General features: G+C 63.6%; 15 protein-coding genes. 9 read left to right on the top strand and 6 right to left on the bottom strand.

The features are described from left to right. Positions 1 to 194 precede the first annotated feature (194 nt). Complete coding sequence (locus SM754_RS05680) at positions 195 to 1,484, top strand: hypothetical protein (protein WP_323675260.1); 1,290 nt, start codon at positions 195 to 197, stop codon at positions 1,482 to 1,484. Between the two features lie 347 nt (positions 1,485 to 1,831). Here SM754_RS05680 and SM754_RS05685 read toward each other — a convergent pair whose 3' ends face one another. Continuing rightward, positions 1,832 to 2,056, bottom strand: a complete 225-nt coding sequence (locus SM754_RS05685) for a hypothetical protein (protein WP_323675261.1) — start codon at positions 2,054 to 2,056, stop codon at positions 1,832 to 1,834. Positions 2,057 to 2,263: 207 nt separating this feature from the next. Between SM754_RS05685 and SM754_RS05690 the strand changes: the two genes are divergently transcribed. The 3 genes from SM754_RS05690 to SM754_RS05700 all read left to right on the top strand — a co-directional run bounded on the left by SM754_RS05690 (position 2,264) and on the right by SM754_RS05700 (position 7,110). Continuing rightward, on the top strand, positions 2,264 to 2,764 hold the full coding sequence (locus SM754_RS05690; RefSeq protein ID WP_323675262.1) for an SWIM zinc finger family protein: 501 nt from the start codon (positions 2,264 to 2,266) through the stop codon (positions 2,762 to 2,764). A 332-nt stretch (positions 2,765 to 3,096) separates the two neighbouring features. After that, a complete protein-coding gene (locus SM754_RS05695; RefSeq protein WP_323675263.1) occupies positions 3,097 to 3,324 on the top strand; it encodes a DUF8139 family protein in 228 nt (75 codons plus the stop codon). 69 nt (positions 3,325 to 3,393) lie between these two features. Then, a complete protein-coding gene (locus SM754_RS05700; protein WP_323675264.1) occupies positions 3,394 to 7,110 on the top strand; it encodes an Eco57I restriction-modification methylase domain-containing protein in 3,717 nt (1,238 codons plus the stop codon). A gap of 640 nt (positions 7,111 to 7,750) precedes the next feature. Here the strand turns inward: SM754_RS05700 and SM754_RS05705 are convergent. Next, positions 7,751 to 8,311 (bottom strand): hypothetical protein, encoded by a 561-nt coding sequence (locus SM754_RS05705; protein WP_323675265.1) that lies wholly within the window; start codon positions 8,309 to 8,311, stop codon positions 7,751 to 7,753. 149 nt (positions 8,312 to 8,460) lie between these two features. On the opposite strand from SM754_RS05705, the gene SM754_RS05710 reads away from it, so the two are divergent. Beyond that, on the top strand, positions 8,461 to 9,111 hold the full coding sequence (locus tag SM754_RS05710; protein ID WP_323675266.1) for a DUF309 domain-containing protein: 651 nt from the start codon (positions 8,461 to 8,463) through the stop codon (positions 9,109 to 9,111). A gap of 31 nt (positions 9,112 to 9,142) precedes the next feature. Here SM754_RS05710 and SM754_RS05715 read toward each other — a convergent pair whose 3' ends face one another. Beyond that, the gene (locus SM754_RS05715) at positions 9,143 to 9,568 is read right to left on the bottom strand and encodes a hypothetical protein (protein WP_323675267.1); all 426 of its coding nucleotides are present in this window, start codon (positions 9,566 to 9,568) and stop codon (positions 9,143 to 9,145) included. A gap of 143 nt (positions 9,569 to 9,711) precedes the next feature. On the opposite strand from SM754_RS05715, the gene SM754_RS05720 reads away from it, so the two are divergent. Beyond that, positions 9,712 to 10,179 (top strand): HVO_2922 family protein, encoded by a 468-nt coding sequence (locus tag SM754_RS05720; protein WP_323675268.1) that lies wholly within the window; start codon positions 9,712 to 9,714, stop codon positions 10,177 to 10,179. A 51-nt stretch (positions 10,180 to 10,230) separates the two neighbouring features. On the opposite strand, the gene azf is transcribed toward SM754_RS05720, so the two are convergent. Further along, positions 10,231 to 10,983 carry an NAD-dependent glucose-6-phosphate dehydrogenase Azf gene (azf, locus tag SM754_RS05725; protein ID WP_323675269.1) on the bottom strand — a complete coding sequence of 251 codons (753 nt, stop codon included), beginning with the start codon at positions 10,981 to 10,983 and terminating at the stop codon, positions 10,231 to 10,233. 653 nt (positions 10,984 to 11,636) lie between these two features. Here azf and SM754_RS05730 point away from each other — a divergent pair. Both SM754_RS05730 and SM754_RS05735 read left to right on the top strand, forming a co-directional pair. Then, positions 11,637 to 11,993: a dihydroneopterin aldolase family protein gene (locus tag SM754_RS05730; RefSeq protein ID WP_323675270.1), complete on the top strand. Its 357-nt coding sequence runs from the start codon at positions 11,637 to 11,639 to the stop codon at positions 11,991 to 11,993. A gap of 160 nt (positions 11,994 to 12,153) precedes the next feature. Then, a complete protein-coding gene (locus SM754_RS05735; RefSeq protein ID WP_323675271.1) occupies positions 12,154 to 12,570 on the top strand; it encodes a DUF5790 family protein in 417 nt (138 codons plus the stop codon). A gap of 51 nt (positions 12,571 to 12,621) precedes the next feature. Here the strand turns inward: SM754_RS05735 and SM754_RS05740 are convergent, their stop codons facing one another. Beyond that, a complete protein-coding gene (locus SM754_RS05740) occupies positions 12,622 to 13,527 on the bottom strand; it encodes a DUF7351 domain-containing protein (RefSeq protein WP_323675272.1) in 906 nt (301 codons plus the stop codon). Positions 13,528 to 13,630: 103 nt separating this feature from the next. On the opposite strand from SM754_RS05740, the gene SM754_RS05745 reads away from it, so the two are divergent. After that, positions 13,631 to 14,905, top strand: a complete 1,275-nt coding sequence (locus tag SM754_RS05745) for an MFS transporter (RefSeq protein WP_323675273.1) — start codon at positions 13,631 to 13,633, stop codon at positions 14,903 to 14,905. A gap of 43 nt (positions 14,906 to 14,948) precedes the next feature. Here the strand turns inward: SM754_RS05745 and SM754_RS05750 are convergent, their stop codons facing one another. Beyond that, positions 14,949 to 15,680, bottom strand: coding sequence for a creatininase family protein (locus tag SM754_RS05750; protein WP_323675274.1), 732 nt, complete (start codon positions 15,678 to 15,680; stop codon positions 14,949 to 14,951). Positions 15,681 to 15,764 lie beyond the last annotated feature (84 nt).

Here is a 15,764-nt window from a genome sequence, read left to right on the forward strand (position 1 = left end):
GAGGACGGCGTTTTCTGGCATAGAACACTTCGAAAATGCCGTTCCTCACTTTTCAGTGCTTATCTGAACACCGCCGTTCGTTTCACGCGAACCGCGATTTCAATCCCGAAGATTACGATGTCCTAATTGGGCACTACACCCACGCACACACCTCCAAGTCACCGCACGGGATTGATGCCCTCCAAGACCGATTCGTGGCCATCGACGAGTTCCCTGATCAAGCGTTTCTGGAGACCTTCAACACGGAATCAATCACCACAGCAGTAAACCAGCTACTGGCTACGCAGGACGATAGCCCGTGGCGGTTCAAGAAAGACCTTCTGAAAGACAGACACGACGATGCGCGACGTCAAGCAGGAAGCGAGTGGTTGGCGGAGAACCACGCGCAGCGAGATGTGTCGCAGGTCGTCAATGATGCAAGTGGCGACGCGCATATCGACGCTGCGAAAATGGCGTCTGTTCTACTCACCGCCGAGGATTTGGGCAATGGGTGGGAGTTAGCTTTGCTCCCCGATGGGAGGGCAGTCATTAATCCTCATGACGAGTCCATGACGATACTCACCCGGCCGTCGCTTGAGGGCGCACGAGGAGGTCTCGCGCTTGATGGAACGCCTACTATCGAATTGTGGCGTCTACTCTTGGGAGACTCCCTCCAACACGAAGCGATCCACACCGACGAAGAGAAAGCAGAGTTCCTCCAGCGGAAACTCGGCCTCCGTATAGTACGCACGAGTGAAGATCCGAAACCGTATTCCAGCGGCATGCACGTCAGTCCACCCAAGGACCTTGCCCTCATCGAAGGGGTGGGACTTGCCGAACAGGAGTTACCCTCCCTCATCTCATCGAAGAAAGCAATCGGCCTATACGAACCATCTGGTCTTGACGAGCTTGTCGATGACCGGACTCACTACGGTGCGACGAAAGGCGTGAACACGTTTGCGGAGAAGCGCGTTGGCATCGTCGTTGGAAGCCCGCATTTTGGCGACCCGGAACTCGTGAAGTGGTGTGCGCTTGCAGGCGAATCCGTGGAGCGAGCTGAGGAGCAATACGGTCGGGACATCGACTACGGTGACTATGGAAACAAATTGCTACACTGGATGCGAGACCAGATGGTCATCCAGGCCGTGATGCGATTTGGCCGTGATGGTGGTGGTGCGACTGTCTACGTCCATACGTCGGCTCTCCCTGAGTGGGTTCCATGTGAGGTTGTTGTGCCGAGAATCCACACGTGGGTTGGTCCAAAAGACGGGATGAAGAAGGTGATTGCCGCAATTGGTGAGCTTGACTGTGCGGAGTGGCGGAGCAGCGAGATAGTGGAACGTGTACCGCTCTCTGCACAACAAGTACGTACTCACCTGAACCGCCTGGAAGAGTTCGGGTTCTTGAACTCACGTCGTGGAAGCGGTCGTGGTAAGCCGTTCATCTGGAGCGACAATGGAATCAGATCAGTCGGGAAGTGCGGTCACGTAGACTTCGGTGTGTGACGGTGTTTCCGCAAGCCTCACATATAGAGTACTATATGCCGGGCTTTCGTGAACGTGGAGTCCCAGTGGGAGACCCTGTAAGTAATTTACAGTACTTAAGAACTGTACTCGTCTTACTGTAAATCAACGGGAACCGCCGCGGCCGTCTTACGCTCCGGACCGTCAGTAAGGGACTGTCAGTAAGATACTGTCAGTCCATAGAACAGGGTGATAGAGGGTGTGCTACTGCCCCGTTGAACCGGCGAAAATTTGGTAAAAATCCTCGCACGAACTAACACTCTCGCAGCCCGGCCAAAACGGTCTCATGTTCTTACCCCCATCACCCGGCGCTTCCCGATGTCTTCCAGTTAGTCGGTCAGCCACCAGATGGTGTTCCGCCCGCCTATCTGTTTCCGTGTAAGTCGCCCTGTCTCCTCCAGCTGTACGAGACGGTTGTATACGGACCGCCGTTGCAGCGGGAGTGCTTCTGCTACCTCGGCGGTTGAGAGGACTGGGTCGTCGGTTTCCTCGAACACGGCCAGGATTTCCTCGTCGGTGACGCGTGGCTTTCGCCCTGGTTTCGAGTCGCCCATGTGTGTGTGGTCGTCGTTCCAGTGATTAAAGATACCGTCTAAGGAGGTAACACGAGGGAGACGGCGTGTCAGTTGGTAGAAGATAGGTTTACTATTACTGCCGTCTAAGGAACTAACGTAGAAGAACCGGTCCCTCGGGGCGTGAATCATCGGAAACGCCCGTGCGTTAGAGGCGCACGGACTGGGCCTTCTTGGAGCAGAAAGCCAATGTCAACTACGAAGCCATCGAATCAAAAGCGTACCGCAGTAGAGCATTTGACCTTCACCGCACTCACTCGCAAGCGCGCGGAGTGGGAAGCCTGGGAGTTCACCGTCGTCGGACCTTATCAGGTCAAGGTCACGAACGCGTCCTACGGCTACCTGAGTGAGGAACACGCCTACGTGGTGGGTGTTGAGGAGCGCGAGGGTGTGGTCGTACCCGCGGAGTGCGCTTGCCCTGCGGACGTCCACGGTGACAAGGCGTGTAAGCATCGCGTAGCAGCTGCGACGGTCGCCGGACCCACGGTCCTCAACGCGGCGGTCGACTTCGAGAACCCCGCGCCAGACCCCGACGCGCTGGCGAGTGCTACCACCGCGGCGGACCTGCTGACCTTGAGGGGCGGCGTTCCCGATGATGCCCAGTCCGAGGAGTGTCCGGAGTGTGCTGGCCTGTCCTCGATGCCATGTTGGGCGTGTGTCCGCGATGGCAAACGCTCGGTGGAGAACTAAGTCGGACCGATGATTCCCGTCTCGCCGGTGCAGCTCGCGTCCCCTGGTGGCCCCCAGGTGCATCCCGGGGCATGGATGGGTGTAGAGACGCGGTGCTGTCTCAAGCACGCTGACGAGGGCCAGGAGGGTCTGTAGCGGACTCCCACCGATGCCTATCGCTCACACCACACATGAATCCTGCCCGCGCTGTCGCGATGATACCGAGGTCTGGATGTTCGAGAAGCCGGAGGGGAGTGTCACGAAGAAGTGCTATCCGTGCGACGCCTGCGGGTTCGAGTGGACGGAGGTTGCCCAAGACTAATGCGTCCGCTCGCGTATCCTGAGGCAATCAGATGGTCCAGTTCGAGCAGGGCGACCGCGTCCGGGTGGATATTCCCGACGAGACGGACCCCGACCACGACACGTATCATGGAGTCCACGGTACGGTCGTCGACCACCTGGAGGACGAAGCCGGCCAGTTCACCGGCGACGACCGACACTCGACGATCTACCGGCTGGAACTGGAGACGGGCGAGCAAGTCGACTTCCGGTATCGAGACCTGCGGCCTGCAATCGAATAGTGTGACCTCACCGGAATCCTGTCGCGTTGAGTACCAGCATTTTTACCATCGGACTGTCTCGCGTAGCACATGACTGACGCCGCCGCCTTTGGTGATATTCTCCACGGAATCAGGGAGCGCGTTGGGGAAGACATGAGCGAGAAAGACGTTGAAAACGCCTTCCTAAACGAAGGCTTCTACTCTGCCCTCGGCTACGAGGGAGCCGGCCACGACCTCCGAAGTGAGTGGACTCTTCCTGACGACCGTCGTCCCGACTACGTCACACTCGACGCCAACGAATCCGTCACCGCCGTCTACGAGTTCAAGTCTCCTGACCGTAATCTCGGCTCGCACACCGACCAACTCTTTCATTACGTCAATACCCTTTCCGCCGACTATGGCGTACTAACCAACGGCACCGAACTCCGCTTGTACAAACGTGGTGGTCGTGGCCCCCTTCTCTCTGTCTCCCTCTCTGAAACTACCGGAGGGGACGTCCGCGACCTGATAGGCGCTCTTGAGAAACCCAAATGGGATATTACCGACCCCGACAGCGTAGACGAGTTCCTGGTTGGTCTCGACCCGGTCGCCCTCGACACGGAACTCGGCCAAGGGCACTTCTTCGACACCTTCCGGTTAGAAGAAGGCAGTCCGTTCGCTGATCTCGTGACCGCCCAAATGGACCTACTCGAAGAACTCCGCGACCACCGGGAGGAGAAATTCGTTGAGGGTGCATACGACTTCTGGGAAGCAAGTTATGCGAGCGAACCCGAGGATATACCGGAATCTTGGGACTCGTTTATTAACGGCGAGCAGTCCCTCATGGATTTCATGTTCTGTTTGGAGTCCGGCCACGCCCTGCTCGCCCGGCTGTTGCTCGCCAAGGCCTGCGACGACCACGACTTCTTCCCTGACAATCGTGGCCTAAAGCAGTACGTCGAGGGGCTTCAGGGCTTCAGCGACGACATAAATCTCGACGCCTACCCGGTCGCCGCGAACGGCCTCATGGAAGACATGCACGAACAATTGGTAGAGAGCCTGTTTGAGGACGATATCTTCATTTGGTGGCGTGACGGCTACAAAGAGCAATTGGGACGCGGCCACGACAACCCACTCAACCAGTTCAAGGACGTGGCTGAAGGTCGAGACGACACGATTGAGGTCACAGAGTCTGTGGAGTCTCTGCGTGCGACTCGGGAACGGTTCAGTCGGGCAGTCGCACACACGTTCTTTTCGGTGCTGAAGTTCGACTTCTCGGCGGTTGAAGGCGACCCACTCGGTGACCTCTACCAGCAGTATTTCGACCCGGATACGCGCAAGGCCCTCGGGGAGTTTTACACGCCCCAGCCGGTCGTTGACTACATTATGGACGATGTCGGCTACGATACTGGGGTTTCTAACGACAGGCTGATCGATCCGTCGTGTGGGTCAGGGACGTTCCTTGTGGAAGCCGTCAAGCGGTATTTGGAGGACGTGCGGCGGTTCAACGACGATCCGGATTGGGAAGCCCACCTGCGAGAACTCTGTACCCGCCCGCATATCGTCGGGCTGGATATTCACCCGTTTGCCGTTCTCATGGCACAAATCCGGTTTATGGTCGCAATCCTTCCCGAGTATCGGGAAGCCAAGCGCGAGAATCCCGATTTCACGCTCCGTCGGCTACCGATTTTCCGCACGGACTCATTGCGGAACGAGCGAGACAGTACTGTTGAGGACATTGGGGAGTCGGGGTCGCGGCAGGTGACGCTGGATGCTATGACGGAAGATAGTGGGGACGTACGGATTCCCGTGCCACTTCCCGTTGAGGCCAAGGAAGGGGAGGAAACAGAGGCCGATAGCGAGTTCCTTGTGCGGCGGGTGCGTATGCCGTTGTTCGACACGATTCAGCTGGAGACTGGCGTGTCAAACTTTGGTGAGTATTTCGCAGCGTTGCAGGGTGTTCTTGACGTTGTGAAGTGGCACATGAGGCAAGGATGGTGGGAGTACGGAGGTGGACTTGAGCAGGCTATCCACCGGTACACTACTCGCGAGTACGAGGGCGTGGAAGAGTTCTTTGCGCCCTACGTGGACGATATTTTGGAGACGGTTCAATACCTCAAGGAGGTTCACAACGATGGGCGACTGTTCAAAATGTTTGAGGACAGTGTGTTGGCACTCGTAGTTAAAAACTACATGGACTACGAGTACGTCGTAGGGAACCCTCCCTACGTGAATATCAAGCATATCCCCGACGAAAATCAGGAGTACTACCGGGAACTCTACGACTCTGCTTTCGGCCGATTCGACCTCTATGTGTTGTTCATTGAACGCGGTCTGAACCTCCTCTCCGAGAACGGAAAACTCGGATACATTACCTCCAACAAATTCGCTCGCTCGAAGTATGGCAAAGAGATTCGGCGGATTATCACCGAGGATTACTCGCTTGCAAGGTATGTGGACTTCGGTGATACCGAGGTCTTTGAGGACGCTACGAACTATCCCTGTATCTTCTTCGTGGACCGGAATAGAACACGGACTGAAGTTCCTTACGCAAAAATCCACCAAGAGATTGAGAACCCCTTAGAAACGATTGAAAGGGAGTTCGGAAACGACGTTCTTACCGAATCTCTCGAAGTCTCATCCTATCCGACAGCGGATTTGGACGAAGAGATTTGGGCTTTCACCCCACGACCCGCACGGGCGCTTGTGGATAAGTTGGAAGAGGTTGCTGAAACGAACGTTGAAAATGCTTCTATTGGTATCCGTAGCGGTGTGGCCTCAAATGCCGACGAGGCGTTCATAGTCACCCCCGAATACGCCGAAAAACACAATTTAGAGAACGACCTACTGTACCCGATAATCAAGGGGAAGTTCACCCGGCGCTGGCAGGTGAAATGGGACGGCGACCTCGCAATTTACCCGTACAACGAAGACGAGGAGTACGTTGGAGTAGAAGACTACCCGAATATCAAGGCTCACTTAGACCAGTACGAAGACCCACTTAGAAGCCGGTATTGTGTTGAGACTGGTGGAAAGGACATTTACGAGTACGACGGCCCTCGGCCAAAGTCCGTGTTTGAAGGTGATTTCAAGATCGCTGTTCCGGATATGGCTACTGAAAACCATTTCTCGTTTATCGATGGATATGATTGCTTCAAGAACACAGACTACGTCTTGACGTTCTCCGACGAGCAACCGTACTCGGAGAAAGAACTTCTTGGTCTGCTAAACAGTTCTGTAGCAGAGTTCATAATCAAGCAAGAGAGTCCGTTTCTGAACGACCGGTACTACCGATACAAAACACAGTATATCGAATCAATACCGCTTCCCAAGTCTACCTCGAATATAGAGCAGATTGTTCAGCAGCTTATAGAGGCTGAATCTCTCCAACGAAAGGTCAACGACTTCCCTGAAACGTACCTTGACTCGGTTTCTGGAGAAGTCGAGTATCTCACCTACGAGTGGCAAACTAATCGCCGGCCAGTAGACGCGAGTGTTCAGGAACGGACTGACGGTCTGTATGCGATTGAGGCGGGACGCACAGACAGGATCACTGGCCCCCAAATCGACGGACAAGAACGAGCACAGTATGTCTATGAGGCTGTAGATGGTGAGAAGGTCGAAAGTGGCGAAGAGATGTCTATCCCGATTCCCCGGCGTGATGACGATGTCACGGCTCTTCTTGCGGAATTACGGAAAGACGAGCAAGCGGTCTCGGAAACCGATATCAACGAACTTGAAGCGGAGATTGACCAAGAAGTGTATGACCTGTTTGATTTATCCAAAGAAGAACGTGAGGTCATTGAAGACTACTTGGAAGTGTTCTGATTAGACGTCTTTCTGGTTTCTACTGCGTTCACGCCTACGGGCTGGATCGGGAGCAGACCGCGTTCGTTCTCGATGACTTCCACCAGGTGCAGAACCCGCGCGTGATGGACGACGACTACTTCGACATGGTGCTGGAGAAGTACGACGAGCTGGATTGAGGAGCGTGGCGCAATCGTAGACGCCAAGCCCGAGATTTTCGCGAACTCAAGCACGCTCCAGCCGGTGCCATCCCGGGCGATTCACCCGAGCAGTCATATAGGAGTTTCCCGTGGTTGTTGCCACCGCCAGCACGGTGGGTTTTATATACTCTCACCCCTTCTAAACTATCGTCACAGCCGAAAGCTTGATCGCAAGACCGCCATACTTGGGTTGATTCAAGTACTATCACTTCCGAGGCACGAAGTGTCGAGGAGGCTTGCGGAGCCAGGGACCGGAGTTCAAATCTCCGTCCGGACGTTCCTTCGTTCAGTTACTTCGTCACGTCCGGACGTGCCCCCGCTCGCTGCGCTCGCGGGGACTCCGACCGGGCGCGAGCGCTCGGTCGTGCTCGACGCTCGCGGTGTTCGCGTTGAACGCCGTCTGAGGGGTTCTCGCGTGGGGTCACGCCGTGAGGGGGAGGCGGCGGTGGGTCGCTGGGTGGTCAGTCCTCGCGAGTCTTGTCGGCGATGGTTTCGGTGACCGGTTCGTCGCTGTCTTCGGGCGTGTACTCGTGGACGACGACGAGCGAGTGGGGGTCGCGGTTGGTCTGGACGGTGGCGGTGTACTCGACGTGCCCGATGCAGGTCTGGCAGCTCTCGGCGTCGGTCTCGGTCGTGCCGATGGTGACCTGGAGGACGCCGCCGAGGACGCGCTCGGCGACGTACTGGGCGTCGTGGCACGGCGTCGACGCTTGCACGGCGCCGGTGATTGTCGCGCCGCTGTCGGTGAACTCGATGCTGGCGGTGTTCTGCGCGCCGCACGCGGTGGTCGTGGTCTCGATGGCCTTCGAGTCGACCGCGAGGGCGGGTCGCGTCGTCGTTCGGTCGGTGTCGTTCGCCGTCGAGTCGGTGTCGTTCGTGGTCGGGTCGGTGTCGTTCGTGGTCGGGTCGGTATTATTCGTCGTGGATTCGGTGTCGTCGCCGCCGAGGCTGTCGAGACAGCCGGCGAGGGAACCGATGGCGGTCGATGCGGCGGTCGCTTGGAGGATTGCACGGCGTCGCATACCTCGTCGTGCGGTTCCGAGCGACGGAAGCTTTGTGTTGACTGAAAGAACGAATTGACCGAGGTCAGGGTTCGGACTGTGGGTCGTCGAGTGCGCGCGGGCACGTCGAGAGGGAAGGTGGTTTGTCCGTCGCGACCGTACCACGTGGCGTGCGAGCGAACGTTCGTGCCGGCGTGGCGTTGTTCAACGACGGGTACTATCACGCGGCCCACGACCCGCTGGAGGCGGCGTGGTTGGCGAGCGACCGCGACGACGTCGACGGGCAATTCCTGCAGGGGCTCGTGCAGTTGACGGCGGCGGTGCATCACGCTCGCGGCCGGAACTGGGAGGGCTGCGTGGGGCTCGCGGAGAGCGCGCTCGCGTACCTCGAGGACGTCCCGGACGAGTACCGCGGGGTGGACGTCGCGCTCGTCGAGCGCGTGCTCGGGACGCTCGCGACCGACCCGGAGGTCGTCGAACGCCGCCCGATGCCGACGCTGGCGGTCGACGGCGAGCGCGTGACGCGCGAACGACTCGACGCCGACGCGGCGGCGCTCGCGGCGGCAGCGCTCGCCGAGGAGCGCGGGCTCGACGAGACGGTCGTCGAGCGCGCCGCGGCGTACGCTCGCGAGGACCGCGAACGCGAGCGGGACGCGGACGCGCTCGCCGCCAGCGGCCGGAACGAGGCCGCGAAGCTCGAACGGTTCCTCGTGGACTTCGCGACCGCCGACGACGACTACGACATCGTCTACCAGCGACTCCGCGACCACGTCGACCGCCGCGATCACCGCGCCAGCGACGTCGACGGTCTCTTCGACTGACCGCGCCGTCGTCCCGCGGCGGCGAGGGGCGTCACTCCCCGCCGGCGCGTCCCTTCCAGTCGCGTTCCTGCGTTCGTTCCCTGACGTGCCGCTGGCCGTCCGCGAGCTCGTCGCTGGCGCGCTCGCCGAACGCGACGATGTCGTCGAGGAACGCGTCCTGGTAGGCTTCGAGGATGTCGTACGACCATCGGCCCTGGTCGTCGGGATGCGTGCTCTCGACGACGCCGCGGGGCAGGAAGTCGTCGCGGATGGCGTCCGCGAGGTCGTCGTGGCCGGCGTCGCGGAGGAGCGCCTCGGCGTCGGCGAGGTGGTCCATGCCGCGGCCGGTCGCGTGGTGGAACGCGACCAGGTGGCCGTGCGCGCGGTGGAGGTGCTCGATACCGAGGTCGACCTCGTGGAGGGCGTCGACCTCCACGTCCGTCAGGCCCGAATCATGTGATTCGTTACCAGTGCTCATACAGTGGCTACGTGCTGCTCGGACTTAGCGTTCAGCCAGTTCGACCTCGCGCACGAACGAGGCCGCGATGCGTGGTGGCGACGGCTGCCGCGAGAGCTCTCACGGAACCAACACCTATGACGGTGGCGTGCGTCGACCGAAGCATGACCGAGGAGACCGTTCACAAGTCCACACGCAAGACCACGCGAGCGGCGATCGGCGCGTACCTGCATCGCGTCGCGAACGCGTTCGAGCGCGGGGAGGCCGCACCGGTCGACGACACCGTGACCGTCGACATGCCCCCGGAATCCGAGATGGAGGTCGACGTCGAACGGGCGGGCGACGAACTGACGTACGAACTGGAGTTCGCGTGGCCCGAGTCCGAGGGCGGTGTCGACACCGACGCCACCGTCGACGACGGCGTCGCCGAGGACGACGGCTCCCCCGACAGCCAGGCGACGTTCGAGCTCTACGAGGACAAGGCCAGCGAGTGGCGATGGCGGCTCCGCCACGACAACGGGAACATCATCGCCGACAGCGGCGAAGGCTACGGGAAGAAAGCCAACGCCCGGAACGGCATCCAGAGCGTCAAACGCAACGCCCCCGGCGCCGACGTCGAGGAACAGGACTGACCGCGACGGCGGTCGCCGCGATTCCAACCAGCGGCCGGTGGTCCAGGGCGCTCAGGCGTCCGGGAACGTCGCGGAGTTATCCATCGGCTCGTAGCCGAGGACGTCCTTGGCGTTCTCCAGGCTGTAGTACTTGCGGTCGTTGTCGCTGATACCGTAGACGATCTCGTAGCCGTAGTCGGCTTCGATGCAGCGCTGGAAGAGGTGACCGCAGTCGCGGTAGGAGAGCCACATCGCCTGGCCGCGCTCGTAGTCCTTCGGCGGGTGTTCCTCGGTGAGGTTCCCGATGCGGACGGCGACGAAGCTCAGGTCGTGCTCGTCGTGATAGTACCGGCCGAGGAGCTCGCCGCTGGCCTTCGAGACGCCGTAGAGGTTCCCGGGGCGCGGGAGTTCGCTGCCGTCGAGCAGGAAGTCGTCGTGCTCGCGGTAGAGGTCCGGTTTGCGCTCGGTCTCGAAGTGCTTGACGGCGTGGTTCGAGGACGCGAACGCGACCTTCTCCACGCCCTCGTCAACGGCGGCCTGGAGGACGGTGTGGGTGCCGTCGATGTTGTTCGAGAGGACACTCGACCAGGGCGCGGTCTTCCGCGGGTCGCCCGCGAGGTGGACGACCGCGCCACAGCCCGCCATCGCGTCGCGGACCGCGTCCTCGTCCGTGATGTCCGCGACGACGAACTCGCCGGGGTACTCGTCCGGGTTCGCCGGCGGGTCGCGGTCCAGGAGCCGCCAGTCGTACTCGTCGCCGGCCCAGTCCAGGAGCGCGGTGCCGACGTGCCCGCGAGCGCCCGTGAGGAGGACGGGGTCGTCCATTCGATTGATGGCAGGAGAGGCGCCGACAAGAAGCGTCCGGTTCCGTGCGGCACCGCACTCGCTTCGCCCCGGGCGCGGCGCGGCGACCGTCTGGCACCCCTGCGTTGACCTTCCGGGCAGGGTCGTGTTTCTTGCGTGCGCTCGCGTCCGTTGTCGTATGCACGTCCAGTTCGATGGAAGGGCGTTCGACTACCAGACGCTTCGTGCGCTGTCGTTCGCGACGTTCGAGGGAGCGGAACCCGGAGAGGTTCTGGTGACGGTCGACGGAATCGACGACGGCGACACGGCGCCGTGGCACACCGAGTGGCGACGGACGGGGGTGCGCGTGGAGCGACAGGCGGAGGCGGCGCGGGACGCGGACCGTGACCGGACGGCGCGGTTCGCGTTCCAGCGCGCGTTCACGTACCTGAAGACCGCGGAGTTCTTTCTCGCGCCGGACGACCCGCGGCGACGGCCGACCCACCGGCGCGCTCGCGACGCGTTCCGCGCCGCGATGGCGCTCCGCGACGACCCGCCGGAGGTCGTCGAGATTCTCTACGAGGACGGGACGCTCCCGGGGTACCTGTTCAGCGCGGTGGATGCACCCGGGGACGCGTCGGGGTCGCCGACCGCGGAACCCGAATCCACTTTTGCGTCGCTCCCGGAGGCGACGTATGGACGAGGAGCCGACGAGCGGCGAGGAAGCGACGTTCGAGGCGGGTATCAAGTTCGGGTCGCTCTACCATCAGTTCGCGGGGACGCCGGTGTCGCCGTCGAGCGCGGACAGCCTCGCGACGGCGATGGAGGAGGCCATCGAGAACCAACCGCACTGCGAGGACGTCCAGGTCGCGATCCGCGAGGACGCGCTCGCGGCCGCCATCGACGACGCGGGCGCGGACTACGTGGAACTCACGGGGTCGCTCGTGGACGTCTCGATGCGGATCGCGTACGAGGACGCGACCGTGTACACGAGCATGGCGATGCAGGACGGCTACCCGCTGATGCAGGTGGATTCGGTCGAACGCGACTGACGACGGCGGTGTGACGGCCGACGTGTGGAGTCCGTCGCTCGCGGGCTGGTCATCGCTATCGGTCCGCGAGTCGGATTCGGCGTCGACGAGCGCTCTCGGTGCGGATTTCACTTTCACTTTCAGGCGGGTACTTAACCTCCTCGCGGGCGTCGGTCGTGGCATGAGTCAGACCAGTCTCGACGACGACGAGCTGTTCGGCGAGATGGCGTCGGAGATGCGCGAGGACGTCGAGGAGGCACTGGAGGCGGCGCGCGAGAACCTTCCGGCGGCCGACGACGTCTGGGAGACCGACGCGGACAACGTCCTCGGCGTCCTGAACGGGCTGCGGTCGGCGCTCGACGTCGGGGACGCGGAGGACCACCTGCGGGACGCGAAGAAGGCGTTCGTGATGGGCGAACGCGCGGACGCCTTCGAGGACGCCGACGACCTCGAGGAGGCGATCGAGACCGTCGAGGACCTCATCGGGACGATCGAGGACGCGCACGACCAGGTCGGCGACCTCGCGTCGTCCGTGCCGGAGCTCCGCAGCACGCTCGAGGACGCACACGCCGACGGCGACGACGGGGACGACGAGTAGCGTCGCTGGCGAGTGCGCGGTCGAGGCGGTCGCGACGGGTCCGGCTCGTTCTCAATCTGTCGTGTGCGTCACGTCGAGGTCGGCGGTGACGGTGACGGTCATGTCGGCGTCGAGCGAGACGGTGGCTTCGAGCGGGTCGGTGCCGGTCCGTTCGACGCGTGCGTCGCCGACGAGCTGCGGGACCTGCCAGTACGGGCGTTCGACGAGGTCAATGCCGTGGTCGGCCGCGAGCGCGACCGTCCGCGGGTCGGCGAGGAGGACGCAGCCGACGGGGAGCGTGAGGTGGTTCCCGCACGTCTCGCAGTCCGCGACCGCCTGGACGGCGTGGCCGTCGCCGCGCGTGTCGGTCGGGTTCTCGCCCTCGACGCGAGCGAGGCGGGTTCGCATCGGCCCGGCGCACTCGGGGCAGACGCCGTCGACGCCGAGCGCGAAGTGCGAGCGGGTGCGGTCGTCGAACGCGGCGAGGAGCGCGTCGACGCCGCCGTCGTCGAGGTGTGCGGCCGCGGCGCCGGGCGGGAACGGGTAGCGCGTGAGGACGCGCTCGCACCCGTGGCACGCGACGGTGAGCCACGCGTCGCCGTAGCTCGCGTGCAACGCGGCGGTCCGGCAGTGCGCGCACTCGCCGCGGCTTCGCGTCGGGCCGAACGCGGGCTGGTCGGTGTACGTCCCGGCGGCGAGCGCCGCGGCGGCCTTCCAGCCGGGGTACCGCAGTCGGTAGCCGTCGTCGGTCCTCGCGACGAACGGGCCGACGAGTGCGTCGAGGTGGTACGCGAACTGCGCGGAGACGTCGACGCCCGCGCGGTCGCGGAGGACCGCGAACGGCGTCGGGTACGGCGTCTCCGGGTCGGCGTGCGCGGCGAGCAGCGCGCGGAGGATGGCGACCCGGTGCTCGTTCCCGGCGAGCGCGAACGCGTCCGCCGCGGCGTCCGCGTCGGTGTCGTCGTCGCTCGCGGGCATACCTCGTCTTCGCGCGCCCAGACCCAAAGCCGTTCGTGTCGAACGAGCTACTAAAACGCGGGGTAGATTACGCCTACAAACCGCCGGCACGTGGCTTCGTCCGATGCGAACGCCGTCGCTCCCGTCGCGACCACCGGCGCTCGTCGCGAAGTACTACGCGTACCGCGCGACCGCGACGTTCGGGTTCTTCTGGCCGATCTTCACGGTCTTCCTGCTCTCCAGGGACCTCTCGTACACGCAGATCGCGCTCCTCGGGTCGCTCTCTGCCGCGGTGTCGGTCCTCGGTGAACTCCCGACCGGGTACGTCGGCGACCGCGTCGGCCGCCGGAACAGTCTGCTGCTCGGCGCACTCGCCCGCGCGGTCTCGGTGTACGCGCTCGCGTTCGCCGAGTCCTTCCCGGCGTTCGTCGCGCTCTACGTCGTCTGGGCGGTCGGCGGTGCGTTCACGTCCGGCGCGGGGGACGCGTGGCTCTACGACGTCCTCGCGGAACGCCTCGACGCCTCCGCGTTCACGCGCGTTCGCGGTCGCGGCGGCGCCGTCAACATGACCGTCAGCGCCGTCACGATGCTCGCTGCCGGCGCGCTCTACGCCGCCGACCCGCGCCTCCCGTTCCTCGTCGGCGGCACCGTCAACGCCGCGGGCGTCCCCGTCCTCCTCGCGATGCCACGCGTCGACGATACCAGAGACCGCGAGCGAAACGGCGACGGCGCCGGGGACGGCGAGCGAAACGGCGACGGCACCGGAGAGGGCGACGGTCACCTCGGCGTGGGCGACGCCGCTCGCATCGTCCGCACGCAACTCCTCCGCCCGCCCGTTCGGTCGGTCGTCGCCGGCGTCGCGCTGTTCTTCGGCGTCGTCGGCGCCGTGGACACGTACATCCAACCGATCGCGGTCGACGCCGTCGGCCTCTCCGAGCTCGCGCTCGGGCCGCTGTACGCCGGGTTCTCCGCGGTCGCCGCGGTCGCGAGCTATCACGCCGACCGCCTCGAACGCGCCCTCGGAACGGCGGGCGTCCTCGCCGGCGTCCCCGTCGTCGTCAGTGCTTCCCTCGTCGTTCCCGCGGCCGTCGCACCCACTCTCGCCGTGCCCGCGTTCGTCGCACTGAAAGGCGCTCGCGAGGTCGTCGCGCCGGTCGCGAGCGGGTACGTCAACGCGAACGTCGACTCGGTCGGCCGCACGACCGTGCTGTCCGCGGCCGCGATGTGTTACGGGACCGTCCGCCTCGTCCTCAAACCCGTCGCGGGGATGGTCGCGGACGCGTTCGGGCCGCTCGCCACGGTCGCCGGCCTCGGTGCCGTCCTCGCCGCGGGCGTCCTCGTCGTTCGCGGTGCCGTCGCACTCACCGACGCCGACGACGTCGACGCCGCACGCGCCTGAGCGGACGACGTCGGTCGTCGACGCGGCCCACGACCGGGTCAGGTTACTCGCGGACGCGGTCGGCGAGCGCGTCGAGCACGTCGACGAGCGCGTCGGCGGCGTCGTCGAGCATCGCGTCGCCGGTCGCAGCGTCGCCGTCGCGCGGGTCGCCGACGACGCCGTTCGCGCTGAACGCGTCGGTGTCGTGCGCGACGTTCACGCCGCCGACCCAGTCGCCCCAGCGCGTGCTCGCGCCCGCCGCCGCCTCCTCCACGCGGTCCTCGCGGACGAGATGCGGGGCGACGTGCCGGAGGAGCGCGGTCTCGCGCCCCCCACCGTGGCCCATCGGGACGTCCGCGTCCACGACGTCGAACCACGTGAACGCGGCCGCCGTCGCCGTTCCGTCGCGCGAGAGGCGCGCGGTCACCTCCCGCAACGCGTCGACGTTCCCGCCGTGGCCGTTCACGACGACGACCGCGTCGACGCCGTGACTCGCGAGGCTCTCCGCGGTCTCCCGGACGTACGCCCGGAACGTGTCCGGCGACACCCACAGCGTCCCCGCGAACGCCCGATGCTCCTCGGCGACCCCGACCGGTATCGTCGGCGCGAGCGCGACTGGCGCGTCGTGCTCGCGCTCGTACGCTTCGACGCCCGCCTCCGCGACCGCCTCCGCCGCGATCGCGTCCGTCCCCAGGGGCGCGTGCGGCCCGTGCTGTTCCGTGCTCCCGACCGGCACCACGCCCACCGTCGGGGCGGCCTCACGCACGTCCGTCCACGTCGCATCCGCCAAGTCCATACCACGCACCTCGACCCCCGACCGCAAGAAACGCACGCCCCGGGAACGAACGAACGCCCCCGGCGACGGGCCAGCGACAGTCCG

The organism is Halorubellus amylolyticus (genome assembly GCF_034808145.1).
Taxonomy (GTDB): Archaea; Halobacteriota; Halobacteria; order Halobacteriales; family Natrialbaceae; genus Halorubellus.

Excerpts from the sequence above, each read along its gene's own strand:
- SM754_RS05685 (WP_323675261.1), bottom strand. The coding sequence starts at position 2,056 with ATGGGCGACTCGAAACCAGGGCGAAAGCCACGCGTCACCGACGAGGAA.
- SM754_RS05690 (WP_323675262.1), top strand. The coding sequence starts at position 2,264 with ATGTCAACTACGAAGCCATCGAATCAAAAGCGTACCGCAGTAGAGCAT.
- SM754_RS05695 (WP_323675263.1), top strand. The coding sequence starts at position 3,097 with ATGGTCCAGTTCGAGCAGGGCGACCGCGTCCGGGTGGATATTCCCGAC.
- SM754_RS05700 (WP_323675264.1), top strand. The coding sequence starts at position 3,394 with ATGACTGACGCCGCCGCCTTTGGTGATATTCTCCACGGAATCAGGGAG.
- SM754_RS05705 (WP_323675265.1), bottom strand. The coding sequence starts at position 8,311 with ATGCGACGCCGTGCAATCCTCCAAGCGACCGCCGCATCGACCGCCATC.
- SM754_RS05715 (WP_323675267.1), bottom strand. The coding sequence starts at position 9,568 with ATGAGCACTGGTAACGAATCACATGATTCGGGCCTGACGGACGTGGAG.
- SM754_RS05720 (WP_323675268.1), top strand. The coding sequence starts at position 9,712 with ATGACCGAGGAGACCGTTCACAAGTCCACACGCAAGACCACGCGAGCG.
- azf (WP_323675269.1), bottom strand. The coding sequence starts at position 10,983 with ATGGACGACCCCGTCCTCCTCACGGGCGCTCGCGGGCACGTCGGCACC.
- SM754_RS05730 (WP_323675270.1), top strand. The coding sequence starts at position 11,637 with ATGGACGAGGAGCCGACGAGCGGCGAGGAAGCGACGTTCGAGGCGGGT.
- SM754_RS05735 (WP_323675271.1), top strand. The coding sequence starts at position 12,154 with ATGAGTCAGACCAGTCTCGACGACGACGAGCTGTTCGGCGAGATGGCG.
- SM754_RS05740 (WP_323675272.1), bottom strand. The coding sequence starts at position 13,527 with ATGCCCGCGAGCGACGACGACACCGACGCGGACGCCGCGGCGGACGCG.
- SM754_RS05745 (WP_323675273.1), top strand. The coding sequence starts at position 13,631 with ATGCGAACGCCGTCGCTCCCGTCGCGACCACCGGCGCTCGTCGCGAAG.
- SM754_RS05750 (WP_323675274.1), bottom strand. The coding sequence starts at position 15,680 with ATGGACTTGGCGGATGCGACGTGGACGGACGTGCGTGAGGCCGCCCCG.